Source organism: Pseudomonas syringae CC1557 (assembly GCF_000452705.1).
In the GTDB taxonomy this organism is placed as follows: Bacteria; Pseudomonadota; Gammaproteobacteria; order Pseudomonadales; family Pseudomonadaceae; genus Aquipseudomonas; species Aquipseudomonas syringae_F.
This window is the reverse complement of record NZ_CP007014.1, coordinates 4,560,202-4,583,351: the sequence shown is the minus strand read 5'-3', so window position 1 is coordinate 4,583,351 and position 23,150 is coordinate 4,560,202. Positions and strand designations below refer to the sequence as shown.

General features: G+C 59.0%; 25 protein-coding genes. 10 read left to right on the top strand and 15 right to left on the bottom strand.

Annotation, left to right across the window (positions count from 1 at the left end; translation table 11 throughout):
* Positions 1–12: 12 nt before the first annotated feature.
* The 6 genes from N018_RS20265 to rutA form a co-directional block, all read right to left on the bottom strand.
* Positions 13–1,194 carry an HD-GYP domain-containing protein gene (locus N018_RS20265; RefSeq protein WP_025390581.1) on the bottom strand — a complete coding sequence of 394 codons (1,182 nt, stop codon included), beginning with the start codon at positions 1,192–1,194 and terminating at the stop codon, positions 13–15.
* 293 nt (positions 1,195–1,487) lie between these two features.
* The gene (rutF, locus tag N018_RS20260) at positions 1,488–2,048 is read right to left on the bottom strand and encodes an NADH-dependent FMN reductase RutF (protein ID WP_025390580.1); all 561 of its coding nucleotides are present in this window, start codon (positions 2,046–2,048) and stop codon (positions 1,488–1,490) included.
* A gap of 13 nt (positions 2,049–2,061) precedes the next feature.
* Positions 2,062–2,841 carry a pyrimidine utilization protein D gene (gene rutD, locus N018_RS20255; protein WP_024647354.1) on the bottom strand — a complete coding sequence of 260 codons (780 nt, stop codon included), beginning with the start codon at positions 2,839–2,841 and terminating at the stop codon, positions 2,062–2,064.
* A 32-nt stretch (positions 2,842–2,873) separates the two neighbouring features.
* Positions 2,874–3,257, bottom strand: coding sequence for a pyrimidine utilization protein C (gene rutC, locus N018_RS20250; RefSeq protein ID WP_024647353.1), 384 nt, complete (start codon positions 3,255–3,257; stop codon positions 2,874–2,876).
* Between the two features lie 10 nt (positions 3,258–3,267).
* A complete protein-coding gene (rutB, locus tag N018_RS20245) occupies positions 3,268–4,008 on the bottom strand; it encodes a pyrimidine utilization protein B (protein ID WP_024647352.1) in 741 nt (246 codons plus the stop codon).
* A complete protein-coding gene (gene rutA / locus N018_RS20240; protein WP_024647351.1) occupies positions 4,008–5,090 on the bottom strand; it encodes a pyrimidine utilization protein A in 1,083 nt (360 codons plus the stop codon). The genes rutB and rutA overlap by 1 nt, the downstream gene beginning before the upstream one ends.
* Before the next feature lie 283 nt (positions 5,091–5,373).
* Here rutA and rutR point away from each other — a divergent pair, with 283 nt between their 5' ends.
* The 6 genes from rutR to N018_RS20210 all read left to right on the top strand — a co-directional run bounded on the left by rutR (position 5,374) and on the right by N018_RS20210 (position 11,782).
* Positions 5,374–6,102, top strand: a complete 729-nt coding sequence (rutR, locus tag N018_RS20235; protein WP_024647350.1) for a pyrimidine utilization regulatory protein R — start codon at positions 5,374–5,376, stop codon at positions 6,100–6,102.
* A 224-nt stretch (positions 6,103–6,326) separates the two neighbouring features.
* Positions 6,327–7,418: a BMP family ABC transporter substrate-binding protein gene (locus tag N018_RS20230; protein ID WP_025390579.1), complete on the top strand. Its 1,092-nt coding sequence runs from the start codon at positions 6,327–6,329 to the stop codon at positions 7,416–7,418.
* Positions 7,415–8,929: an ABC transporter ATP-binding protein gene (locus tag N018_RS20225; protein ID WP_024647348.1), complete on the top strand. Its 1,515-nt coding sequence runs from the start codon at positions 7,415–7,417 to the stop codon at positions 8,927–8,929. Before N018_RS20230 ends, N018_RS20225 begins: the two co-directional genes overlap by 4 nt.
* Positions 8,922–10,031: an ABC transporter permease gene (locus N018_RS20220; protein ID WP_024647347.1), complete on the top strand. Its 1,110-nt coding sequence runs from the start codon at positions 8,922–8,924 to the stop codon at positions 10,029–10,031. Before N018_RS20225 ends, N018_RS20220 begins: the two co-directional genes overlap by 8 nt.
* A complete protein-coding gene (locus tag N018_RS20215) occupies positions 10,031–10,957 on the top strand; it encodes an ABC transporter permease (protein WP_025390578.1) in 927 nt (308 codons plus the stop codon). The genes N018_RS20220 and N018_RS20215 overlap by 1 nt, the downstream gene beginning before the upstream one ends.
* A 135-nt stretch (positions 10,958–11,092) precedes the next feature.
* Positions 11,093–11,782: an OmpA family protein gene (locus tag N018_RS20210; protein ID WP_024647345.1), complete on the top strand. Its 690-nt coding sequence runs from the start codon at positions 11,093–11,095 to the stop codon at positions 11,780–11,782.
* A gap of 198 nt (positions 11,783–11,980) precedes the next feature.
* Here the strand turns inward: N018_RS20210 and N018_RS20205 are convergent, their stop codons facing one another.
* The 3 genes from N018_RS20205 to N018_RS26810 form a co-directional block, all read right to left on the bottom strand.
* Entirely contained in the window at positions 11,981–12,904 is a 924-nt protein-coding gene (locus N018_RS20205) for an acyltransferase (protein ID WP_024646750.1), read from the bottom strand.
* An 80-nt stretch (positions 12,905–12,984) separates the two neighbouring features.
* Complete coding sequence (gene pta / locus N018_RS20200; protein ID WP_024646751.1) at positions 12,985–15,075, bottom strand: phosphate acetyltransferase; 2,091 nt, start codon at positions 15,073–15,075, stop codon at positions 12,985–12,987.
* 77 nt (positions 15,076–15,152) lie between these two features.
* On the bottom strand, positions 15,153–15,458 hold the full coding sequence (locus tag N018_RS26810; protein WP_195757151.1) for a DUF3565 domain-containing protein: 306 nt from the start codon (positions 15,456–15,458) through the stop codon (positions 15,153–15,155).
* Between the two features lie 13 nt (positions 15,459–15,471).
* On the opposite strand from N018_RS26810, the gene N018_RS20195 reads away from it, so the two are divergent.
* From N018_RS20195 to N018_RS20185, 3 genes are all read left to right on the top strand, one after another.
* On the top strand, positions 15,472–15,957 hold the full coding sequence (locus tag N018_RS20195; RefSeq protein WP_024646752.1) for an FKBP-type peptidyl-prolyl cis-trans isomerase: 486 nt from the start codon (positions 15,472–15,474) through the stop codon (positions 15,955–15,957).
* A 132-nt stretch (positions 15,958–16,089) separates the two neighbouring features.
* Positions 16,090–16,578 (top strand): glutathione peroxidase, encoded by a 489-nt coding sequence (locus N018_RS20190; protein WP_024646753.1) that lies wholly within the window; start codon positions 16,090–16,092, stop codon positions 16,576–16,578.
* A 161-nt stretch (positions 16,579–16,739) separates the two neighbouring features.
* The gene (locus tag N018_RS20185) at positions 16,740–17,843 is read left to right on the top strand and encodes an NADH:flavin oxidoreductase (RefSeq protein ID WP_025390577.1); all 1,104 of its coding nucleotides are present in this window, start codon (positions 16,740–16,742) and stop codon (positions 17,841–17,843) included.
* Here N018_RS20185 and N018_RS20180 read toward each other — a convergent pair.
* The 4 genes from N018_RS20180 to cysZ form a co-directional block, all read right to left on the bottom strand.
* Complete coding sequence (locus N018_RS20180; RefSeq protein WP_024646755.1) at positions 17,812–19,041, bottom strand: glycosyltransferase family 4 protein; 1,230 nt, start codon at positions 19,039–19,041, stop codon at positions 17,812–17,814. The genes N018_RS20185 and N018_RS20180 overlap by 32 nt on opposite strands.
* Positions 19,007–19,432 carry a hypothetical protein gene (locus tag N018_RS20175; protein ID WP_229631150.1) on the bottom strand — a complete coding sequence of 142 codons (426 nt, stop codon included), beginning with the start codon at positions 19,430–19,432 and terminating at the stop codon, positions 19,007–19,009. The genes N018_RS20180 and N018_RS20175 overlap by 35 nt, the downstream gene beginning before the upstream one ends.
* A 338-nt stretch (positions 19,433–19,770) precedes the next feature.
* Positions 19,771–20,115 carry a hypothetical protein gene (locus tag N018_RS20170; protein WP_024646757.1) on the bottom strand — a complete coding sequence of 115 codons (345 nt, stop codon included), beginning with the start codon at positions 20,113–20,115 and terminating at the stop codon, positions 19,771–19,773.
* A gap of 195 nt (positions 20,116–20,310) precedes the next feature.
* Complete coding sequence (gene cysZ, locus N018_RS20165) at positions 20,311–21,072, bottom strand: sulfate transporter CysZ (RefSeq protein ID WP_025390576.1); 762 nt, start codon at positions 21,070–21,072, stop codon at positions 20,311–20,313.
* Positions 21,073–21,451: 379 nt separating this feature from the next.
* Here cysZ and trxB point away from each other — a divergent pair, with 379 nt between their 5' ends.
* On the top strand, positions 21,452–22,414 hold the full coding sequence (gene trxB, locus N018_RS20160) for a thioredoxin-disulfide reductase (RefSeq protein WP_024646759.1): 963 nt from the start codon (positions 21,452–21,454) through the stop codon (positions 22,412–22,414).
* Between the two features lie 71 nt (positions 22,415–22,485).
* Here the strand turns inward: trxB and N018_RS20155 are convergent, their stop codons facing one another.
* Together N018_RS20155 and N018_RS20150 are read right to left on the bottom strand one after the other, a co-directional pair.
* Entirely contained in the window at positions 22,486–22,827 is a 342-nt protein-coding gene (locus N018_RS20155) for a HopJ type III effector protein (protein WP_025390575.1), read from the bottom strand.
* On the bottom strand, positions 22,820–23,116 hold the full coding sequence (locus N018_RS20150; RefSeq protein ID WP_024646761.1) for a DUF1244 domain-containing protein: 297 nt from the start codon (positions 23,114–23,116) through the stop codon (positions 22,820–22,822). Before N018_RS20150 ends, N018_RS20155 begins: the two co-directional genes overlap by 8 nt.
* Between the last annotated feature and the right edge of the window lie 34 nt (positions 23,117–23,150).

Genomic DNA, 23,150 nt, shown 5'->3' with positions numbered 1-23,150 from the left:
TGTGCAGGGCGATCAGTCTGCATTGCCTGCCCACAGCGTATCGATGTCCTCCAACCCCCAATCGGCTGGCAATTCGATTTTCACGATGGCATCGCGCTCGACAGAGTCTTCGAGGTCGATAATCTGCGCTGCGAAGGTTTTGCCCGTGTGTGCGGACATAAACACTTTTACTTTCGGCTTCAGCAGGGAATTTTCACTCTGCTCGATCACGACCCCCAGACGTCCGCTTTCCAGTCGCACCAGCGCGCCGATCGGATAGATGCCGACGGTTTTGACGAAACTCTGGAACACTACGTCATCGAAGTGGCCTTTCCACGAGGCCATTTCGCGAATCGAGTGGGCGACGCCCCAGCCTTTTTTGTAAGGCCGGTCGGAGGTGACGGCGTCGTACACATCGCACACCGCGCCCATCCGGGCAAAGAGGCTGATCTCATCGCCTTGCAGGCCATGCGGGTAGCCTGAGCCGTCGACTTTTTCGTGGTGATGCAGGCATACGTCCATGACCATTTGCGCCACCGGCTGATTTTCCTTGAGGATTTTCAGGCCCAGTTCCGGGTGGGCTTTCATGACTGCGAATTCCTCGCTCGTCAGCCGGCCGGGCTTGTTGAGCACTTCCGGGTCGATCATCATTTTGCCGACATCGTGCATCAGTCCCGCTACGCCTGCTTCGCGTATCTGTTCATCCGGCATGCCCATGCGCCGAGCGAGTGCGACCATCAGTGCACAGACTGCCACCGAATGCATGTAGGTGTATTCGTCGGATGTTTTCAGCCGTGACAGGCTGATCAGCGCATGAGGATGGCGCAGAATGGAGTTGGATATCTCCTCGACCAGCAGCAGTACATCGTCGACGTCCATCGACCTGCCCTTGCGGGCTTCGGTGAACATGTTCATGACAGCATTTCTGGCTTTGCCGCAAATGGCCCGGGCGCGCAGCACTTCCTTGTCCAGACTGACCGGAGCGGTGTCATTTGAAGCTGGCGCGGTCACTACAGGCCCTTTGATCACGCGGTATTTGCTGGTTTCAATCCAGACTTCCCGTGTGTCTGACTGCTGAATACGCTTGAGCACTTCCACATCTTCAAGCACCACTTCGACCAGGCCTATCCAGAAGGGATCGTTGGTCCACGCGCGGCAGAATTTATGAATGTGCATGCCCAGGGCAAGCTGGTCGACGGGGATTTTCTTTAACATGCTCAGTCACCCGTGTGCATTGACATCAGGGGTCGCGGGCCAGGGTTATTAGAGGGCGGCAGCGTGTTTGCTGACGCAAGCAGCGTGCCGGGTTTATCGGTCGACATGATTTCACCTGATTGGCGACAAGGATCATCCTGATCTCGTAATGCCAGTATACGGGGCTGTCTGTGAAAATCATGTCTATTTATAGAGCGTCAACAACTCGCCGGATGCTGTGTGACATTGATAGGAAAACGCTCGTTTGAAGGTTTTCTGACGCATTGAAAACATCTGAGCGTCGCCTGTTGTGTTCAAACAGTGGCCGTCGCACCTGACAGGCAGTGGTATCGGCGCCCGAAATAAACCAGTGCGGCAGTTTCAGTCTGGTGTCTGATATCCACGACTTCGCAGAGCAGAATGTCATGCGTGCCGACGCTGACGGATTGCTTCACCTGACAGTCGAGAGCCAGTTTGGCGCCATCCAGGATGGGCGAGCCTGTCACGCCGCTGTGCCACTGACCCGCGGCAAAACGCTCCTCCTGTGAGGTCTTGCCGCCGAACAGGTTGGACAGTGCCTGCTGGCTGTTATCCAGCGTGTTGACGCACAGCGTTCCATTGCCGATAAAAGTGTCATATACCGATGCCGAACGGTTGATACACACCAGCAACGTGGGTGGCTGATCCGTCACGCTGCACACGGCGGTGGCGGTAAATCCTGCCCGTCCTTCGGGGCCGTCGGTGGTAATGACGTTGACTGCTGCTGCCAGGCTGGACATCGCATTGCGAAAGTCCTGTTGGCTGACCGCTGCACTGTCAGCGGTCAAAAGAGGGCTGTCCGGGTTTTGGGCATGAGGTTGGGTCTGGGGGCGCATGGCGAGCATCCTTTCAAGAGCGAGTGTTGAGAAAATCGAGCAAGGCACGTCGAAACGGTGCCGGGTTGCTGATGCTGGAGGCGTGGCCGCCGTATTCCAGCAATGCCAGCCTGGCGTTTGGCAATGCCTCGGCCAGATGCAAGGATTGCTGCCATGGCACCAGCATGTCGTCGCGGTTGGCAATCAGCAGTGTCGGCGTGTTTATGCGCGTCAGCTGCGCCTCGATATCGAAGGTCTCCAGCGCATTGATACGCCGCAGGAGGTTATCGGTGTCGGGAAAATGCGTCAGTGCATGGGCTTCATCTTCGGTCAGGCGGGCGCTGTTGGCAGCGATCCAGTCAGCCGGATAAAGGAACAGCGCCTGAGCTTGCACATAGGCCTCAGGCCCGCTGTTCAACAGCAGTTGTCTACGGATGGAGAAGCAGCGCGCACTGTGTGGATTCGGGCTGCTCCAGGCGTTGATCAGGACCTGGCTTTGCAGCAATGCAGGACGCAACAGTGCCAGCTCCAGACCGACCAGACCGCCCAGTGCATGGCCCATGAAATGACAACGCTGGATGTTCAGCGTGTCGAGCAGATTCAACAGTTCGACGGCCATGTGCCGGATCGAGTAATCCGCCGGCAGCACCGCAGGGCTGCGTCCGGTGCCGGCGTGATCGTAGACCAGCACATGGTGATCGCGGGTCAGTGTCGACAGGTCATCCGCCCAGTAACGGCTGGCCCCGCCCAACCCGGAGCTGAGTACCAACATCGGCGCATCATCATGCTGGCAACGATGGATTTCATGAAACATGCGCGTTCTCCGGTCGTGCTGCAGATCGGTTTTCAGCCGATATGGGCGATGCTGGCGATTTCGATCAGCGCTTCGGGTTTCACCAGGCCGCACTGAATGCAGTAGCGCGCTGGTTTTTCACCTGCGAAATACTCGGCATAGACCTCGTTGACCTTTGCGTAATCGGCCCAATCACGAATCATGATCATGTTGAACGTGACGTCATCCATGGTGCCACCAGCGGTTTCGACCACGCTTTTGATGGTCTCCAGCACGTGGCGGGTCTGCGCGGTGGCGTCGCCGACATGCACCACATTGTTGTCCTTGTCGAACGGCAGAGTGCCCGACACATACAGCACGCCATCGGCCATCGAGCCTGGTACAAACGGGGCGATGGGTTTGCTGGTGCCAGCGGGAATGATCGCTTTCTTGGTCATGCTGAGGTCCTCACGAAGTGTGCCCGACAGGGGCGAAAGTGGTGCAGAAGTCATCGACGCTGGAGACCCAGCCGAAGAAGGTTTCAATGTTGAACAGCGCGGCTTGCTGAGCGAACTCGGGGCCTGCCTGATGGGTAGCATCGGCCAATACCACGCCGAAATATTCCAGGTGGAAACCGTCCCGCAAGGTTGACTCGACGCAGACGTTGGTGGCGATGCCGGTGAACACCAGGTTGCGAATGCCACGGCTGCGCAACACGCTGTCGAAGCTGGAGTTGAAGAAGCCGCTGTAACGGATTTTCGGCACCACAATGTCGCCAGGCTGCGGCGTCAGTTCATCGACCAGTTGATAGTCCCAGCCGCCCTTGGCCAGCAGTTGGCCCTCGAGTTCCGGGTGCTTGCGCATGGTTTTCAATGCGTTGGACTTGTGCCAGTTCGGCGAGCCGGGGCCACCGGCTTCGACATACGCCGGGTCCCAGCCATTCTGAAAAAAGATCACCGGAATGCCTGCTGCTCGTGCAGCAGCGCAGGCCTTCTTGATGTTGGCGATGACCGGCCCGGTGCTGCTGACATCGAACCCGGCCAGGTCCAGATAGCCACCCAGTGATGCGTAGGCGTTCTGCATGTCGACCACCACCAGTGCCGTTTCGCCGAGCTTCATGCGCAAGGCTTCCGGACGTGCAGGCAACTCGCGTGCAGGTTGTTGATCCAGCGGCAGGTCTACGCCTGCGACCGTTGCCGACAGGCTCATCACACCACCTCCTTGAGTTGGGTGATGTGTTTGCGGCTGGTCATCAGTGGCTGGATCTTCTGCCCGAAATCTTCGACACCCTTGACGAAATCATCGAAGGTCAGCATCACGCCTTGCGTGCCCGGCACGCTGGCGACCTCATCGAGCATCTTCGCAACGTTGGACCAGGACCCCACCAGGGTGCCCATATTGATGTTGACCGCCGAGGTCGGGTCGGCCATCTGCCGCAGGTTCGAACCTGCACTCTTGTCGGCCGCGCCTTTTTCGCTCAGCCAGGCAATGGCCTCTTCATCGGCACCTGCCTTGATGTGCTCCCAGCGCGCCCTTGCGGCTTCATCGGTGTCGTCGGCGATGACCATGAAGAGCACGCAGGAGGTGACATTACGGCCGGTCTTTTCGTTGGCTTCGAGCAGTTTCCGGGCGGTCGGTGCGAAGGCCGTGGGGGTGTTCACGCCTTTGCCGAAGCAGAAATTGTAGTCTGCGTATTGCGCCGAAAACGCCATGCCGGCTTCGCTCTGACCGGCGCAAATCAGTTTCATGTCAGCTTGCGGGCGCGGGCTGACGCGGCAGTCCTGCATGCTGAAATGTTCGCCCTTGAAGTCGCTGCTGCCAGTGGCCCACAGGTCACGCAGAACCTGCGCGTATTCAGCCAGGTATTCGTAACGCGTATGGAAAAACTCATCGCCGGGCCACAGGCCCATCTGCTCGTATTCGGGTTTCTGCCAGCCGGTCACCAGGTTAATCCCGAAGCGCCCGTTGGAGATCGAATCGATGGTCGATGCCATGCGCGCGGCGATGGCGGGTGGAATGGTCAGGGTCGCGACCGTGGCGAACAGCTGGATCTTGCTGGTGACTGCCGCAAGGCCCGCCATCAGCGTGAAGGACTCCAGGTTGTGTTCCCAGAACTCGGTCTTGCCGCCGAAGCCGCGCAGTTTGATCATCGATAACGCAAAGTCGAAGCCGTAGCCCTCGGCCTTCTGCACGATCTGCTTGTTCAGCTCGAAAGTCGGCATGTATTGCGGCGCGTTGCTGGAAATCAGCCAGCCGTTATTGCCAATGGGGATGAAGATACCGATGTCCATATAAGGCCTCTCTGCGTTAGTCGATGCGAGCCACTGTCGCTGGCACCCGGTGAATCCTTACCTGCATCGAGGGCTTTGCATTAAGCGGGCCATAATTTTTTATTGTTTTTATTCAATGAGTTGAGGATTTATATGAATTAGTTCAGACCATCTGGTCCGAATAAGAGCACTTGGTTTGTGCAGTGCGCACGCTGATAGGGCAGCGCTTACAGGGCGTGTGATCCGTATCGACAAAACAGCTGCGCCCGTTAAGATGCCCGCTCATTTCGGCATCACTGGATGGATGTGCGTGAACAAGAAACCTCCCCTGGCTGAGCCTGCGAGCAAGCGTGCACGCAAGGTCAAGCCGGAAACCGTGGTCAAGACCCCGCGCGAGCCCAGCGCCACTTCGCTGAAGCGGCGCATGCGTCTGATGGAAGGCAAGCGCACGCTGATTCTCGATGCGGCGCTGGAGATATTTTCCCGCTACGGCGTGCATGGCAGCAGTCTTGATCAGGTGGCGAGCCTGGCGGACGTTTCCAAGACCAACCTGCTCTATTACTTCAGCAGCAAGGACGATCTGTATCTGAATGTGCTGCGTCAGTTGCTTGAAGTCTGGCTCAGCCCGCTGACGCATTTCACTGCTGACAAGGAGCCGGTTCAGGCCATCGGTGCCTATATCAGGGCCAAGCTGGAAATGTCCCGTGATCATCCGGCCGAGTCGCGTCTGTTCTGCATGGAAGTTATGCAGGGCGCGCCTTTGATTCAGGGCGAATTGCAACACCCGTTGCGCGATACCGTGGAGGCCAAGGTGGCCGTCATCCAGCACTGGATCGACAGCGGCCAACTGGCGCCGATCAATCCGCACCACCTGATTTTCTCGCTGTGGGCGACTACCCAGCACTACGCGGATTTTCGCACCCAGGTCGAAGCCGTCACTGGCAAGACACTGGATGACCCAGCGTTTTTCGAAGAGGTGCTGGCCAGCCTGCGCAGCATGATGCTGGACGGCATCCTGCCGCGTAGTGCCTGAAGTCCTTGTGGGTCTCCCTGAACTGCGCACTCAGTAGGCGCAGCGCAACAGAGAGATGCACAAACCAAGTGCTCTGGTTCAGACCATTTGATCTGTTTTTACTCAAAGGGTTGAGCCAGGTCGTTGTTGCATAGCGTTTTTCCGGTAATGGCATGGATGCTGCTAAAGCCCTATGGGTCGGCCACGTGCTGTCCTCATCGGCCATTACCCTCAGGAAAACGTCTATGTACAAGAAACTGTTGCCCGGGACATTGTGTGCGGCCGTCGCGTTCGGGACCGTCAGCCTCGCTCAGGCTGAAGGACTGACCCTCAAGGGCCCGGCGAAAATCGCCATGGTGTACATCAGCCCGCGCAATGACGGCGGCTGGACTCAGGCGTTCGATGAGGCACGACTTAAGCTGGAAAAGGATCTGGACACAAAAATCCAGTTCGTGGAGAGCGTGCCCGAGAACGCAGCGGCCATCACGCCAGTGGTCGACCGACTCATCGCACGCGGCGCGAATATCATCGTCGGCACCGCCTTCGGCTATTCCGATACCTTCCTCACGCTGGCGAAGAAATACCCGGATGTCGCGTTCCTCAACGGTTCGGGCACCACCAACACAGCCAATCTCGAATCGTTTTACGGCCGCACCTATGAAAGCCAGTACCTGTGCGGCATGGCGGCAGGCGCGGCATCGAAGACCGGCAAACTGGGCTTCGTCGCGGCCAACCCCTTCGGTCAGGTCAACTGGACCATCAATGCCTACGAGCTCGGAGCCAGGCAGATCAACCCCAAAGCCACGGTCAACGTGATCTATACCGGCGCGTGGAATGACCCGGTCAAGGAACGCGCCGCGACCATGGCGCTGATCGACAACGGCGTAGACGTGGTCGGTCAGCACGTCGACAGCCCGACACCGCAGATCGTCGCCCAGGAGCGCGGCATTCACGGCACAGGCCATCACCGCGACCTGAGCGAATTCGCACCAAAAGCGACCGTGTGTTCTTCCTTGTGGGTCTGGGACCGTTTCCTGGGACCGGAACTGAAGAAAGTGATTGCTGGTAACTGGACGCCTCCTGCCAACGGCGCGTTGCTGTCGATGCAGCAGGGCGGCACCGATATCAAGCTGACCAGCGACCCGATCATCTCCGCCGAAGATCGCAAGAAAATCGAGGCTGAGCGTACCGAGTTGCTGGCCGGCAAGAAGATCATTTACAGCGGCCCGCTGGCAGATCGCGATGGCAAGGAACGCGTCGCGGCGGGTCAGCAATTGTCCGATCCCGACTTGTGGAAAATGGACTGGTTCGTCGAAGGCGTGAAGACTCAGCAATGAGTCAGGTCAACGCGCTGCAACTCACCGGCATCAGCAAATCGTTCGATGGCTTCAAGGCGCTGATCGAGGCCGACTTCACCGCGCACTGGGGTGAAGTGCATGCGCTGCTGGGCGAGAACGGTGCGGGCAAGTCTTCGCTGATGAACATCGCTGCCGGGCTTTACGCGCCGGAAACCGGCACGTTGCTGGTCGATGACAACCCCGTGCAGCTCAGCGGCCCAAAGGACGCCAGCCGTTACCGGATTGGCATGGTTCACCAGCATTTCAAGCTGGTGAAGCCTTTCACGGTGGCGCAGAACATTCTGTTGGCACTGCCCGAGCAGCCCGGTGAAGGCAGTTACCGCAAGCGTCTGCGGGCGCTTGAACAAGAGATCATCAGCAAGGCCGCTGAGCTGGGTTTTGTGCTTGAACCGACGCGCATCGTCGACAGCCTGTCGGTCGCTGAACAGCAACGTGTCGAGATTCTAAAGGTGCTGCTGGCCGGTGCGCGGATTCTGATTCTCGATGAACCGACGGCAGTGCTCACCGATCAGGAGGCCGAGCGGCTGCTACTCACCGTGCAAGCCTTTGCCCGGCAGGGCGCAGCGGTGATTCTGGTGACGCACAAGATGGCTGACGTCAAACGCTATGCCGACCGGGTGACGGTCATGCGTGGCGGGCGCACCGTGCAGACCCTAGACCCGATCAGCGTCAGCGTCGAACAACTGGTGCAGTTGACCGTGGGCGAGTCGGTGTCTGCTGCTGAGCATCAGCCCGCAACGCCGGGTGACGTGCGTTTGCAAGTGCGTGATTTGCGCAGTGTTGCCGGCAGCGGCATGCTCAACGGTGTGAACATGACATTGCGCGCCGGACAGATTTACGGCATCGCCGGGGTCGGTGGCAATGGTCAGGCGGAACTGGCCAATGCGCTGATGGGCTTGCCGCAACCGACCGAGGGCGAGATTCACCTGACCCCGTTCGGCGATCTGCGCACTGCGTCGGCCGAGCAACGTCGGCAGTTACGCATTGCTTCGATCCCGGCAGATCGCTACGGCGCAGCACTGGCCGGATCGCTGTCGGTGGCGGAAAACTTTGCCATCGGCAATATCCACAGCGGCCAGTACGGCTCGTTCTGGCGGCTCGGTTACCAGCGTTTGAGGCAGGACGCGCAGCGTGCAGTGCAAGCGTTCGATGTGCAGGGCGTTCGTTCTCTTGATCAAAAAGCTGCACTGCTGTCTGGCGGCAATGCGCAGAAGCTGGTGATTGCCCGGGAGTTCAGCCGTGATCCGCAACTGGTGCTGGTGCACAGCCCGAGTCGCGGCCTGGACGTGCGCGCCACCCAAGCGGTGCATGGTCGTCTTCGGGCTGCACGGGACGCTGGCGCTGCGGTGCTGGTGATCAGCGAAGACCTGGATGAAGTATTGGCCCTGGCTGACCGGATCGGCGTGATGAACGGTGGGCGCATCGTTGCCGAGTTCGATCATCCCGCTGACCGTCAGGCGATCGGCAAAGCGATGGTGAGCCATGACTGAATTACTGCAACATTCCGTTGCTGCACGCCAGCCATTGCTGACGCGGCGCTATACGCTGGAACTTCGCCAGCAGACCGGCTGGCCTTTGCAGGCGATGATCATTGCGCTGGCGCTGCTGATCGGTCTGGCTGTCTGCACCGCGATCCTGATCGCCGCAGGTGTGCCTGCGGATGAACTGCTCAACGAATTCGTCGTACAGACGGTCTTCGATGCGCAAAACTTCAAGGCTGTGCTGTTTCAGGCCTCGCCGATGATCATGGTCGGCCTGGCGGGCTGCATGGCGTTTCGCGCACGTTTCTGGAATCTGGGGCTGGAGGGCCAGATGATCTGGGGCGCGATTGGCGCCACGGCCATCTCGCTGTTCCAGGTCGGGCCGGAGTTTCTGCGCCTGCCGCTGATGATGGTCGCGGCGATTGTCTGTGGATTGCTGTGGAGCCTGGGGCCGGTCCTCTTGAAGCTCAAGTGGCAGGTCAACGAAATCATCTCGACCCTGATGCTCAACTACATCGCCGCCAACTTCCTGCTGCACCTGGTCTACGGCAGTTGGAAAGACCCGCGCGACAACTTTCCCTATTCACCTGCGTTTCAGACTTTTGAGCGCTTGCCGGACCTGTTCGCTGGTTACAACGCGGCGATTCTGCTGGCGCTGCTGGTCACGGCACTGACCTTGTGGTTCGTCGGGATTTCCCGCGCGGGCCTGTACCTTCGTTTCGTCGATGCCAACCCTCGGGTGGCTGAAGCCGTGGGCGTGCCAGTGCGCAAGATGATCATCGGCACGGTGCTGCTGTCAGGCGCGCTGGCCGGGTTGGCGGGGTTCGTCGTGACGTCGGGGCAGGAAGGACGGCTGACCCAGTCGTTTTATCAGGGCTACGGTTTCTCCGGGATTCTCATTGCGTTTCTGGCCCGTAACAATCCGGTTGCCGCGACCATCGTTGCCCTGTTGATCGCCATGTTGTTCGTGGCCGGGCGCAACTTGCAGGTCTTCTATCAGATTCCGTTTTCGATGGTGCAACTGATCCAGGCGATTCTGGTGATCTGTGTGGCGTCATCCGACTTTTTCATCCGCCATCGCCTGCGACGCATTCAGGCAGGAGAACGTTGATGGAGCTGATTTCCCACTGGCTGGGCAGTGCGCCGGATTTTGCCGTGCCGTTTGCGCTGGCTGCGCTGGGCTTGATCCTGATAGAACGTAGCGGCGTGCTGGCGTTGGGCGTGGAAGGGCTGATGCTGGTCGGTGCGCTGGCGGGCATCGGCATGCAATTGAGCGTGGGCTCGCCGGGGCTTTCCTTGCTGGCGTCTATGGCGGCGGCGGGTGTGGTGTCGTTGCTGTTCGCGCTGATGGTGCTGGTGTTGCGGATCAATCAGGTTATTGCCGGGCTGGCGCTGGTGTTCTTTTGTCAGGGACTGACCGGGCTGCTCGGCACCTTGCTTGGCTGGACCAATCGCCCGGTCAGTGGCTTGCAGGCGGTCGAGTTGTGGCCGTTGTCCGAACTGCCGGTGGTTGGCAAGGTGTTTGTGCAGAATCCACTGGTGTACCTGACGGTGGTGATCTTCATCGCGGTGGTCTGGTTGCTTGAGCGCACACGCAGCGGGTTGCGCCTGCGTGCGGTGGGCGAAAACCCGCAGGCTGCGGACGCTGCGGGTATTTCCGTGTTGGGCTACCGCCTGGCAGCGATTGTCGCGGGTTCGGCACTGATGGGGCTGGCGGGTGGTTTCATTGCCGTGCTGAGCACCAAGATGTGGATTGCCGAGATGACCGGCGGACGCGGCTGGATCGCGGTGTCGCTGGTGATTTTCGCGCGCTGGTCGCCTTGGCGTGCATTGGCCGGTGCCTTGCTGTTCGGCAGTATAGAAGCGCTGATCCCGCAACTGGCGGCGACCGGCGTGCGTTTGCCTCAGTACTTCGTGTTGATGACGCCGTACGCCGTCACCCTGCTGGTGATGGTCTGGGTGGCCCGCGGCAAGCGTCAGTCCACTAGCCAGCCGGGTGCTCTGGGTGAGCCTTATGTTCGCGAGGAGCGCCGTTGAGCGGGTTTCAGGGAGTGTCGTGATAACCCAGAACGCCGTAATACGGGCGGTTCAGCCGGGGTTAAGGAATTTTTGACGAGGGGCATGCTCTAATCCGGTTATTAGCGTTCGTCCGTCAAAACCAGGAGCTCCTGAATGTTTACCTCGCGTCGTTTGATCATTGTCGCCGCTGCCGTAGCCGTGCTGTCGGGCTGCGCGACACCCAACCCTTATGACAATCAAGGCCAGGCGCAAAGCTCCGGAGGCATGAGCAAAACGGCCAAGTACGGCGGGCTCGGCGCACTGGCCGGTGCCGTAGCAGGCGCAGCCATCGATCACAATCACCGTGGCAAGGGCGCCTTGATTGGTGCTGCTGTTGCCGGTGCTGCGTCGGCGGGTTACGGCTACTACGCGGACAAGCAGGAAGCTGCGTTGCGTGCGAGCATGGCCAACACGGGTGTCGAGGTGCAGCGTCAGGGCGACCAGATCAAACTGATCATGCCGGGCAACATCACCTTCGCGACGGACTCTTCGGCGATTGCCAGCAGCTTCTATTCGCCGCTCAACAACCTCGCCAGCTCGCTCAAGCAGTTCAACCAGAACAACATTGAAATCGTCGGTTACACCGACAGCACCGGCAGCCGCCAGCACAACATGGACCTGTCGCAGCAGCGCGCCCAGAGTGTCGCGACTTACCTGACCTCGCAAGGCGTCGATCAATCACACCTGTCAGTCCGTGGCGCAGGTCCCGACCAGCCTATCGCCAGCAACGCCGACGTCAACGGCCGCGCCCAGAACCGCCGCGTAGAAGTCAATCTCAAGCCTATTCCGGGTCAGCAGTACTAAACAGCGCCGCTCCGCTCGGCTAATGTCGGACGCAGAGCGTCCGGAATGGCATGTCGACGCGGAGCGTCGCACGATAGTCGGGATTCTCGTTCCTCACTCCAGCGTGGGAATGCAGTTCGCGACGCTCTGCGTCGCAAACAGGACGCGGAGCGTCCAGAACGGCATGCCGACGCGTAGCGTCGCACGACGGTTGATATTTTACCGTGCCTCACGCTCGTCTCGCCGTCCCGGATACTGCTCATGCAGGCTGTCCAGCAGCCGGTCTTTCTCTTCCCATAGTGTGTTGATCCACTGCTGGAATTCCAGACGGTACTCGCCGTCCTGGTCGTAATTTTTGCCGAGAAACTGCTGCGGGATTTTGATCTCTTCGAAGTGGGCAACCACTTCCTTCACGTTGCCACACAGCAGGTCCCAGTAGCCGGGTTGCCCGCCAGGGTAATGAATGGTCACGTTGATGATCGACTCCAGCTGTTCACCCATCGCGTCGAGAACAAAGGCGATGCCGCCAGCCTTCGGCTTCAGCAAGTGGCGGAAGGGCGACTGCTGTTGGGCGTGTTTGCCGGCTGTAAATCGAGTGCCCTCGGCAAAGTTGAAAATCCCTACCGGGTTGTGGCGAAACTTTGCGCAGGTACGTCGGGTGGTTTCCAGGTCTTTGCCTTTCTTCTCCGGGTGTTTCGCCAGATAGGCCTTGGAGTAGCGCTTCATGAACGGGAAGCCCAACGCCCACCATGCCAGACCAATCACCGGGACCCAGATCAGTTCCTGTTTGAGGAAGAACTTCAGCGGACGAATGCGCCGGTTGAGCACGTACTGCAACACCATGATGTCGACCCAGCTCTGGTGATTGCTGGTCACCAGATACGAGTGTTTGTAGTCCAGCCCTTCAAGACCGCTCAGGTGCCAGCGAGTATTGCAGAGCAGCCTTATCCAGGCATTGTTGTTACCGATCCAGGTTTCATGGATGTGGCTCATCAGCCAGTCGGTGAAGCGCTGCGCAGCGGAGAAGGGCAGGCAGATCTTGAGGATCGTGACCGCGAACAGCACCGTGCAACAGACGATGGTGTTCAGCGCCAACAGCAGTGAAGCGATGACGCCACGCAGTGGGGCAGGCAGGAAATCCATGAAAGAGATGGCTCCGGAAGTGATCGGATGCCGCAGGCTGACCTGCGGCACGGTAAGTTTGGGTCAGGAAGACACAGGGATCATGGCAACGTGTCTGCCTGAATGGCCGTCAGCGCAATCGTGTAGACGATGTCATCGACCTGAGCACCACGCGGCAAATCATTCACCGGCTTGCGCAGGCCTTGCAGCATAGGGCCCAGGCTCACGCAGTCGGCACTGCGTTGCACCGCTTTGTAGGTGGTGTTGCCAGTGTTCAGGTCCGGGAACACAAACACGTTAGCGCGTCCCGCCACCGGGCTGTCCGGAGCAAGTTGCCGGGCAACCTGCTCGTTGGCGGCGGCATCATACTGCAGCGGTCCGTCGATCAGTAGATCGCGCCGCGCTTCCTGAGCCAGTTGCGTGGCTTCTCGGACTTTCTCGACTTCTTCGCCACTGGCCGAATTGCCACTGGAATAGCTGATCATCGCCACCCGGGGCGAGATGCCGAACGCGGTCGCCGAATCGGCACTTTGCAAGGCAATTTCGGACAGCTCGCTGGCGCTCGGGTGCGGGTTCATGATGCAGTCGCCGTACATCAGCACCTGCTCGGGAAACAGCATGAAGAACACCGAAGACACCAGCGTGCAGCCCGGCGCGGTCTTGATCAGTTGCAGGGCCGGGCGAATGGTATTGGCCGTCGAGTGAACGACGCCCGACACCAGCCCGTCCACCTCGTCCAGTGCCAGCATCATCGTGCCGATCACCACCGGGTCTTCGAGCTGCTGCTCGGCCATTGGCGCATTCAGGCTCTTGTTCTTGCGCAGTTCGACCATGGGCGTGACGTAACGCTCGCGAATCACTTCAGGGTCGAGAATCTCCAGCCCCGGCGGCAGCTCGATGCCATGTGCCTGAGCAACGGCCTGCACTTCTTCGGGCCGCGCCAGCAATACGCAACGAGCAATGCCACGTGCCTGACAGATCGCCGCCGCCTGAATGGTCAACGGTTCGTTGCCCTCTGGCAGGACGATGCGTTTATTGGCCGCCTGTGCGCGCTGGATCAACTGGTAACGGAACACCGCAGGCGACAGGCGCAGTTCGCGCGGTGTGCCGCAGCGTTGGTGCAGCCAGTTGGCGTCCAGATGGCTGGCAACGAAATCGGTAATGATTTCCGCACGCTCGCGGTCATCAATGGGGATTTCCTTGTTCAACTGATTGAGGCGGTTTGCCGTGTCGTAGGAACCAGTGCTGACCGACAGCACGGGCAGGCCAGCCTGCAATGCGCCTCGGCACAGTTCCATGATGCGCGGATCAGGCACGCTGTCGCTGGTCAGCAGCAAGCCCGCCAATGGCACGCCGTTGATCGCCGCCAGGCTCACCGCGAGGATGATGTCGTCACGGTCGCCTGGCGTGACGACCAGCACACCGGGCTTGAGCAGCGGAACGGTATTCAGCACGGTGCGCGCACAGATGATGATTCTGGACATGCGGCGCTGATCGTAGTCGCCCGCATTCAGTACCTGTGCGCCCAGCAGTTCAGCCACATCGCGGGTGCGCGGCGCGTTGAGTTCGGCGCGATAGGGAATACAGCCCAGCAATCGAAAATCACCATTGCGCAGCAGCGGCGAATGCTCTTTAAGGCGCGCAGCAAAGACTTCCATGCTCTCGTCGGTACGCACCTTGTTGAGAATCACGCCCAGCACCTTCGGGTCTTTCGGCCCGCCGAACAGTTGAGCCTGCAACTCGACCCTTCCCGACAGCTCGGTCAGCACTTCGTTTTCCGGCGCCGAGACCAGAATGACCTCGGCATCCAGGCTCTTGGCCAGATGCAGATTGACCCGTGCGGCATAACTCGCGGTACGGGTCGGCACCATGCCTTCGACCACCAGCACATCCTTGCCGACGGCAGCCTGCTGATAAAGGCTGATGATTTCTTCGAGCAGCTCGTCCAGCTGACCGTCGCCCAGCATGCGCTCGACGTGCGCCAGTCCTAGCGGTTTGGGAGGTTTGAGGCCGTGGGTACGGGCCATCAGTTCGGTCGAACGCTCAGGGCCGAGATCGCCGGGATGCGGCTGGGCGATCGGCTTGAAAAAGCCCACCTTCAAGCCCGCGCGCTCCAGGGTGCGCACCAGGCCCAGGCTGATGGAGGTCAACCCCACACCAAAATCCGTGGGGGCAATAAAAAACGTCTGCATACGGGCTTCTCGATTGAGCAGTGCAAGGGTCGCAGCGCATAGGGAACAGCGGTTGACCAAAAAAGTCCGGAAATCGTCTAGCGCGACTTCTCACCGGCAAGATTATCGTTATCTGCGCCATTCGCACACCAGCCGCAACAAAACGGCTGACCTGTCATCTGTTGACGCTTTACAGGGTCCAGTACCCAGGCACGCGACTGCCATGGCGGCTGGTGGCGCAGGTGTTGGGTGTGGCCGCAGGACAGTCGCGCAAACCAGTGTCCCTGCTCGTCCTGTCTCAAATCGATAACAGTTGAACCTTTCAATCCGGGCCGTCCGTCAGAGTTGCGTTCGCTTTCGGGCGATGGCTTGGTTAGACTTGTTCGTTCTTCAATCTTAAGCAAAGGTCTTGTCCCCATGCCGATCGCCGCCAATAAGGCTGTCTCCATTGACTATACCCTGACCAACGACGCTGGTGAGGTCATCGACAGTTCTGCCGGTGGTGCGCCGCTGGTTTACCTGCAAGGTGCAGGCAACATCATCCCGGGCCTGGAAAAGGCACTGGAAGGCAAGGACGTCGGTGACGAGCTGAAAGTCGCTGTCGAGCCGGAAGATGCCTACGGCGAATACTCCGCCGAGCTGGTCAGCACCTTGAGCGCCAGCATGTTCGAAGGTGTCGACAAACTCGAAGTCGGCATGCAGTTCCACGCCTCGGGTCCTGATGGCGGCATGCAGATCGTTACCATCCGCGATCTGGATGGCGATGACGTCACCGTTGACGGTAACCACCCGCTCGCGGGTCAGCGCCTGAACTTCGATGTAAAGGTCGTTGCCATCCGTGACGCCAGTGAAGAAGAATTGGCTCACGGCCACGTTCACGGTGAAGGCGGTCATCAACACTGATCAGTGCTGACAGGCTCAGGTCGCTGATAAAGGCGCCCTGACCGTTTCGCGATAACGATCCTCGTTACGCGTTCGGTCAGGGTGCCTTTTCAGGTTATGAATCAGGGCAATTTGCAACAAATTGGGGGTTTCATGAGTGCTTTTCACACCATCACACTGAAAGCGCTGGATGGTCAGGAGCTGCCGCTGGCGGCCTATAAAGCCAAAGTCGTTCTGGTGGTCAACGTTGCCTCCAAATGCGGGCTGACGCCGCAATATGCAGCGCTTGAAAACCTGTATCAGCAGTACAAGGACAAAGGTCTGGTCGTGTTGGGTCTGCCTTGCAACCAGTTTGCCGGGCAAGAGCCAGGCACCGAAAAAGAGATCGCAGAATTTTGCGAACTCAATTACGGAGTGACCTTTCCGCTGGGTGAAAAGCTCGACGTCAACGGTCCGAACCGGCATTCACTGTATCGCCTGCTGGCTGGCGAAGGGGCCGAGTATCCGGGTGACATCACCTGGAATTTCGAAAAGTTTCTGGTGGGCAAGAACGGTGGCGTGAGCGCCCGTTTCTCGCCGCGCACCACACCCGACGACCCGGCAGTCATCCTGGCGATTGAAAAGGCATTGGCGCAAAGCTGATCGCTTTGCCGGGACAGCAATTGCTCGCCCGGCTGACTGCCGCATTTGCGGCTTCTCGAGTTAAATCAGTTAAATCAATAGTACTGGGCCACTGCTGGCGCCCAGCGATATTCTGCGCCCTGATCTGGTGCCCTTGACTATTGACCCCCCCGGAGTTCCGCATGTCGGCAGAAGCCTTGTTCAAACCCTTTCGTCTGGGCAGCCTGGAGTTGTCGTCGCGGGTGGTCATGGCGCCCATGACCCGGTCTTTCTCGCCGGGGCACGTGCCCAATGCCAACGTCGTCGAGTACTACCGGCGTCGCGCTGCCGCAGGTGTCGGGCTGATCGTGACCGAAGGTACGACGGTCAACCACAAGGCTTCCAACGGCTACCCGAATGTGCCGCAGTTCTTCGGCGAGGCGCCGCTGGCCGGCTGGAAGAACGTGGTCGATGCGGTGCATGCCGAGGGCGGCAAGATCGTCCCGCAGCTTTGGCATGTGGGGGCTGTACGTCGCCTTGGCACCGAGCCGGACGGCAGCGTGCCGGCGTATGGGCCGATGGAAAAGACCAAGGACGATCAGGTGCTGGTGCAGGGGATGAACAAGCAGGATATCTACGACGTCGTACAGGCTTTCGCTCAAGCGGCGGTCGATGCCAAGGCGATTGGCATGGACGGCGTCGAGATCCATGGCGCCCACGGTTATCTGGTCGATCAGTTTTTCTGGGAAGGCAGCAATCAGCGTGATGACGAATACGGCGGCAGCCTCGCCAATCGTTCCCGGTTCGCCATCGAGCTGATCAAAGCGGTGCGCGCCGCAGTCGGCCCGGACTACCCGATCATCTTCCGTTTCTCACAATGGAAACAGCAGGATTACAGCGCACGTCTGGTACAGACACCCGAGGCTTTGGGCGAATTCCTGCAACCCCTGTCCGACGCAGGTGTGGATATCTTTCACTGCTCTACCCGGCGTTTTTGGGAGCCTGAATTCGAAGGCTCTGACCTCAACCTGGCGGGATGGACACGCAAGCTGACCGGCAAGCCGACCATTACCGTGGGCAGTGTCGGGCTGGACGGTGAGTTTTTGCAATTCATGGTCAACACCGACAAGATCGCGCAGCCGGCAAGCCTGGAGCATTTGCTGGAACGGCTGGGCAACGAGGAGTTTGATCTGGTCGCAGTAGGCCGTGCCTTGCTGGTCGATCCGGACTGGGCGTTGAAAGTGCGCGACGGTCGCGAGCAGGAGATTCTGCCGTTCAGTCGAGATGCACTGACGACACTGGTCTGATCTTCTTGTCGCGGGCTGGCCTGATCTCTTTGATCTGGCTGCTGGGATTGATGTTGCCACTGGGACTGGCTTCCCGCAGCTGTCGCTCGAACTGATCGATGATCGCATTCCAGCCCTGGCGGCTGGCATGCTGTCTGGCGTTGAGCCGCACCCGGCGCAACGTCTCGCTGTCTTCCAGCAGCCAGCGGGCCGCGTCGATGAAGGCCTCTTCATCACCCGGCATGGCCAGCGCACCGTTGTGGCCGTGGCGGATATGCTGCCCGGCCGCCGCTTCGTCGTAGGCCACGACGCCGAGGCCCGACGCCAGCGCCTCCAGCACTACATTGCCAAAGGTTTCAGTCAGACTCGGGAAAAGAAACACATCCGACGAAGCGTAATGCGTTGCCAAGTCCTCGCCCCTTTGCGTCCCGCAAAAAATCGCATCCGGAATTTGTCGTTCCAGTTCGTCGCGTTGCGGTCCGTCGCCGACCACGATCAGCTTTAGCGTGCGCTGAGGGTAACGCTCTTTAAGGGCCTCGAAGCTCGTCTTGAGCAACCCCAGATTCTTTTCCGGCGCCAGCCTGCCAACATGAATGACGCCGGTATCCGCCGTTTGCAGGCCCCAGCTCTCGCGCAGCGCCTGTGAGCGTCTGGCGGGCGTGAACAGCTGGCTGTCGACCCCGCGAGACAGCAGCTCGATCCGTTCGAAGCCGCGCCGCTCCAGCTCCATTTTCTGGCTGATACTCGGCACCAGCGTGATGCGCGAACGGTTATGAAACCAGCGCAGGTAATGAGTGAGCAGGCGGGTGATGAAGCCCATGCCGTATTGCTGGGTGTACTGCGGGAAGTTGGTGTGGAAACCGCTGATCACCGCAATGCCCAGCCGTCTGGCGGCACGTAACGCCGACAGCCCCAGTGGGCCCTCGGTGGCGATATACAGCACATCTGGCCGCTGCCGCTGCCAACGACGCAGCAGCTTGTGCATTGAAGACTGACCCCACTGCAACCCTGGATAGCCCGGTATCGGCCAGCCCCGGCACAGCAACAGATCGTCGACTGCTCCCGAATGGGTTTCATCATTCTGGCGCGGCCGGACCAGCTCGACCCGATGCCCGCGCAACCGCAACCCGTCACAAAGCCGCCCCAGGGTGTTGGCAACGCCGTTGATCTCGGGGGTGAACGTTTCAGTGATAAGGGTGACATGCAGAATCTGGCTCATGAGAGCAGTGTCTGCCGGATAGATTTCGGTTATGTGGCGGTTGTGTGAATTTCGCTGGGCATCCCCTCAACCGCCTTGGTTCATTCGAGTAGACGATTACGAGGTGCAGCGATTCGCTCCATCGCTGCAGTTTGCGCAGAAACCCCGTGTCCTCGATTGCTGATCTGCGCTGTTCAAGGCTCATGTTATTCATGAAGAAGGTCGAGCGCGGCTGGGCTCCGTTGCTAAGTGTTGCGGGCTTGGCCTCTGTAGGCTTGTCGGCCATCTTGGTCACGACATTGCTGAGGATCTGGCCGAAACGACCTGATCGGGATTGTGGTATTTTTTCCAGTGACGCAGGCCGGTGGGTTGTGATTGTTTCGATGAGTGCGGGTTTTGCGATGTTTTCCATTGTTATGCAGCTCCTGTTGTTTAAGAGCAACAGAGCAAGGGTAATGCCAATAGGGGAAGTTAATAGAGTCCTACAGGTACTCGATAGCAAACATGGCGTGGCTGTATATAAGGACTACGGAAGTATTTTACAAGATCGTTGCCAAGCCTTCGGCAAGTTTTGGTCTTGAGCGGTAATGACTTGCCAGTCGACGTCAGGGTATGTTTTTTTGTATTGTAGGGGTTGATGTTTTTTTCTCGTGGGAAACTTATTTTTATGTGTAATTAAATAAATTCTATTGTGACTCAAATGCCGAACCGATAACCATCACCTGTCCGGCACTCTTTCAAATAAAGCGATTAACCCAGATCACGAACCAGTTGGCCGATCACTTCACCGATCTTTGCCAGATCCGGTGCAGCCAGGCGATGCTCATCCGCATACGAATAGGCCACAGTGAACAGGCCAGCGGTGCGAGCGGAATAAGAGGGAACGTCTTTCTCGAAGACACGGGTCGATGCTTCGGCAGTCAGCGATACAGAGCTGATGACCACGCGTTCTTCAGGATCGTTGACGCCATTGATGTAAACAGCGTCCGGGTCAATCGACCATTCGGCCAGTTCACGGATCAGGAATGCGCGGATCTTTTCTTCGACAGATGTGGTTTTGGCGGCAAATGCAGCCGGGTTTACTGGGATGCTCATGATTTAACTTCCTTGTTAAGTTCATGTGTTGTCATGTTTGATTTCAGTGGGCTTCACATGAACGGGTTGATTGAGGTCTCATTGAGCCTCAGCAGAAGCAGTTAAGTGCGGTAACTATATATACTGCACATACTTCGCTAAATTCTTTTCGCCCGTCAGGTATACCGGGTCGCATGGGGCGGCCCGGTATGACAATCAGCCTCTGGCCTGCGCGACCGGTAATGCGTCAGCACCACGCTCCCGTACCCAGAACAATGTTGCGCCGGCGACCGCGGCCGGCATCATCAGCAAGTTCACCACGGGGATCAACAAGGCGATATAAACGATCCCGCCGAAGCTCAGGCTCTGCCAGCGTTTGCTTTTCAGCCAGCCGAGCATCTCGTTCCAGCCCAGTTTGTGGTTGTCGGCCGGGTAATCGATGTACTGGATCGCCATCATCCACACACCGAACAGCAGCCACAGCGGTGCGGCGATGATATTGGCTACCGGAATGAAGGACAAAATAAACAGCCCGAGCATACGCGGCAGCATGTAGCCCAGCTTGCGTGCTTCGCGGGCCAGGGTACGCGGTACCATGGCGACCAGTTCGGCCCAGCTGAAATCGGGCGAATCGTCTACGCCACGAATCACCGCTTCGACTTTTTCCGCAAGAAACCCGTTGAATGGCGCGGCGATGATATTGGCGACCACGGTGAAGGTGAAGAACACCATCAACAGCACCAGTGCCACGAACAGTGGCCACAGGATGTAGCTGAGGAAGCTCAGCCAGTGGGGAAGCGTCGGCATGAAGGTGTCGACCCACAGTTCGAACTGGTGGATCGCCAGGTAGATGAGGCCGCAGAACAGTATCAGGTTGATGCTCAGCGGCAGCAGGACAAAAAGGCGCAGGCCGGGGCTGAGGATCAGTTTGAGACCTTCGCCGAGGTATTGCGGGCCGGTGAGGGCGGGAGCGGGCATGGCAGCCTCCGAGTGCTGGAAAGGCGTGACATTACCGGCTTTGCGATGGCCATGAAAGAGCAGAGCGATGACAGCTTTTGAGGACGCCAGACTTGTGGCGTATTCTTGATCGTGGGTGAATACCACGATGGCTGGCAGCGAATGATGCCGCTTTCGGACGCACGCTCTATAGAAGTGACCTATAGGGTGGATTGTGAAACGATATTTCCTTAACCTCTGCCACCCCGATAGGCTTGTCTGCATTGCGAAGACCTGTCTCTCGGGTCAGAATTTTCAGGACCTGCCGAACCAAACGGCGCTTCCCCAAGCGTTTCGGTGGTCCTTTTTATCCAGCCGTCCCGACCGCGGCGTAAAAACGGTTGGTCGATAGGAGTGTGTCATGTCAGACGTACGTCATTCCCGAGTGATCATTCTCGGTTCCGGCCCTGCCGGTTACAGCGCTGCGGTCTACGCCGCACGCGCCAACCTCAAGCCACTGCTGATCACCGGCATGCAGGCTGGCGGCCAATTGACCACGACGACAGAAGTTGATAACTGGCCGGGCGACCCACACGGTCTGACCGGCCCGGCGTTGATGGACCGTATGCGTGAGCACGCCGAGCGTTTCGAGACTGAGATCGTTTTCGATCACATCAACTCGGTCGATCTGGCCGGCAAGCCGTTCAGCCTTCAGGGTGACAGTGCGACCTACACCTGTGACGCACTGATCATCGCCACCGGTGCAAGTGCCCGCTACCTGGGCCTGCCTTCGGAAGAAGCGTTCATGGGCAAGGGCGTTTCGGCCTGCGCGACGTGCGACGGTTTCTTTTATCGCAACCGCGAAGTTGCGGTGGTAGGGGGTGGTAACACCGCTGTGGAAGAGGCGCTCTATCTGGCCAACATCGCCAGCAAAGTGACTCTTGTTCACCGCCGCGAAACCTTCCGTGCCGAGAAGATCCTGATCGACAAACTGCATGCCCGCGTTGCGGAAGGCAAGATCGAGCTCAAGCTCAATGCCACGCTGGACGAGGTGCTGGGTGACAACATGGGCGTCACCGGTGCACGTCTGAAGAACAACGACGGCAGCAGCAGCGAGCTGAAAGTCGACGGTGTGTTCATCGCGATTGGCCACACCCCGAACACTTCGTTGTTTGACGGTCAGTTGGCCCTGAAAGACGGCTATATGGTTGTCCAGGGTGGCCGTGAAGGCAACGCGACAGCGACCAGTGTTGAAGGCGTATTTGCTGCCGGCGATGTGGCTGACCACGTTTACCGTCAGGCCATCACCTCGGCAGGTGCGGGCTGCATGGCCGCGCTGGACGTCGAGCGTTACCTGGACGGGCTGGCAAACGTTTCGTTCTGATTTGCGTGTATCTGCCTGATTCGCGTGCCCAGGCGTGGGCACGCGGATCGACGTGATTTCAACCCGACCATTCAAGCCTTGCGCTTGAGTGGCTCGCCTTCGAAATGAACGCCCGCCAGACCCTTCGCGATCAGCGCACGAATGTTGCCGTGATCGCTGCCTTCGGGCGTGGCTTGTACAGAGCGGTAATGCTCGCCGAATGCCAGCAGCGCTTCTTCATCGCTCAGACCTTCCAGCAGTGCCAGACCCAGTGTCTTGCATGAGCCTTCGTTCTGCCCGGCTGCGTTGTCGACGTCGCCGTTTTTGAACGCCTGAGGCTGATAGTCGTAACCTTCTGCTATAAAGCTCAGCGTGTCGGCGAACGCATGTTCGCCGCTGCGCAGGCTGGTGCGCAGTGCGTTCAGGTCAGTCATGCTTGGGTTCCTTGGCGAACGCAGCCTGTTGCTCGGCGCTGGCTTCTTTCTGGTAGTTGGCTTTCCACTCGCTGTATGGCATGCCATAGACCGCTTCACGCGCATCATCGAGGCTGATGTCGATGTGTTTTTCGTCGGCGGCGGCCTTGTACCACTTGGACAGGCAGTTGCGGCAGAAGCCGGACAGGTTCATCAGGTCAATGTTCTGGACATCCTTGCGGCTGTCCAGGTGCGCAACCAGTCGTCGAAAGGCTGCGGCTTCAAGTTCGAGGCGTTCTTGCTCGGTCATGATGGGCTCTATTCAGTCAGAAAGTTGCACCATG

Bases quoted from the DNA above. Each gene is read 5' to 3' on its own strand.
- N018_RS20265 (WP_025390581.1), bottom strand. From the start codon at position 1,194: ATGTTAAAGAAAATCCCCGTCGACCAGCTTGCCCTGGGCATGCACATT.
- rutF (WP_025390580.1), bottom strand. From the start codon at position 2,048: ATGCGCCCCCAGACCCAACCTCATGCCCAAAACCCGGACAGCCCTCTT.
- rutD (WP_024647354.1), bottom strand. From the start codon at position 2,841: ATGTTTCATGAAATCCATCGTTGCCAGCATGATGATGCGCCGATGTTG.
- rutC (WP_024647353.1), bottom strand. From the start codon at position 3,257: ATGACCAAGAAAGCGATCATTCCCGCTGGCACCAGCAAACCCATCGCC.
- rutB (WP_024647352.1), bottom strand. From the start codon at position 4,008: ATGAGCCTGTCGGCAACGGTCGCAGGCGTAGACCTGCCGCTGGATCAA.
- rutA (WP_024647351.1), bottom strand. From the start codon at position 5,090: ATGGACATCGGTATCTTCATCCCCATTGGCAATAACGGCTGGCTGATT.
- rutR (WP_024647350.1), top strand. From the start codon at position 5,374: ATGTGCGTGAACAAGAAACCTCCCCTGGCTGAGCCTGCGAGCAAGCGT.
- N018_RS20230 (WP_025390579.1), top strand. From the start codon at position 6,327: ATGTACAAGAAACTGTTGCCCGGGACATTGTGTGCGGCCGTCGCGTTC.
- N018_RS20225 (WP_024647348.1), top strand. From the start codon at position 7,415: ATGAGTCAGGTCAACGCGCTGCAACTCACCGGCATCAGCAAATCGTTC.
- N018_RS20220 (WP_024647347.1), top strand. From the start codon at position 8,922: ATGACTGAATTACTGCAACATTCCGTTGCTGCACGCCAGCCATTGCTG.
- N018_RS20215 (WP_025390578.1), top strand. From the start codon at position 10,031: ATGGAGCTGATTTCCCACTGGCTGGGCAGTGCGCCGGATTTTGCCGTG.
- N018_RS20210 (WP_024647345.1), top strand. From the start codon at position 11,093: ATGTTTACCTCGCGTCGTTTGATCATTGTCGCCGCTGCCGTAGCCGTG.
- N018_RS20205 (WP_024646750.1), bottom strand. From the start codon at position 12,904: ATGGATTTCCTGCCTGCCCCACTGCGTGGCGTCATCGCTTCACTGCTG.
- pta (WP_024646751.1), bottom strand. From the start codon at position 15,075: ATGCAGACGTTTTTTATTGCCCCCACGGATTTTGGTGTGGGGTTGACC.
- N018_RS20195 (WP_024646752.1), top strand. From the start codon at position 15,472: ATGCCGATCGCCGCCAATAAGGCTGTCTCCATTGACTATACCCTGACC.
- N018_RS20190 (WP_024646753.1), top strand. From the start codon at position 16,090: ATGAGTGCTTTTCACACCATCACACTGAAAGCGCTGGATGGTCAGGAG.
- N018_RS20185 (WP_025390577.1), top strand. From the start codon at position 16,740: ATGTCGGCAGAAGCCTTGTTCAAACCCTTTCGTCTGGGCAGCCTGGAG.
- N018_RS20180 (WP_024646755.1), bottom strand. From the start codon at position 19,041: ATGAGCCAGATTCTGCATGTCACCCTTATCACTGAAACGTTCACCCCC.
- N018_RS20175 (WP_229631150.1), bottom strand. From the start codon at position 19,432: ATGGAAAACATCGCAAAACCCGCACTCATCGAAACAATCACAACCCAC.
- N018_RS20170 (WP_024646757.1), bottom strand. From the start codon at position 20,115: ATGAGCATCCCAGTAAACCCGGCTGCATTTGCCGCCAAAACCACATCT.
- cysZ (WP_025390576.1), bottom strand. From the start codon at position 21,072: ATGCCCGCTCCCGCCCTCACCGGCCCGCAATACCTCGGCGAAGGTCTC.
- trxB (WP_024646759.1), top strand. From the start codon at position 21,452: ATGTCAGACGTACGTCATTCCCGAGTGATCATTCTCGGTTCCGGCCCT.
- N018_RS20155 (WP_025390575.1), bottom strand. From the start codon at position 22,827: ATGACTGACCTGAACGCACTGCGCACCAGCCTGCGCAGCGGCGAACAT.
- N018_RS20150 (WP_024646761.1), bottom strand. From the start codon at position 23,116: ATGACCGAGCAAGAACGCCTCGAACTTGAAGCCGCAGCCTTTCGACGA.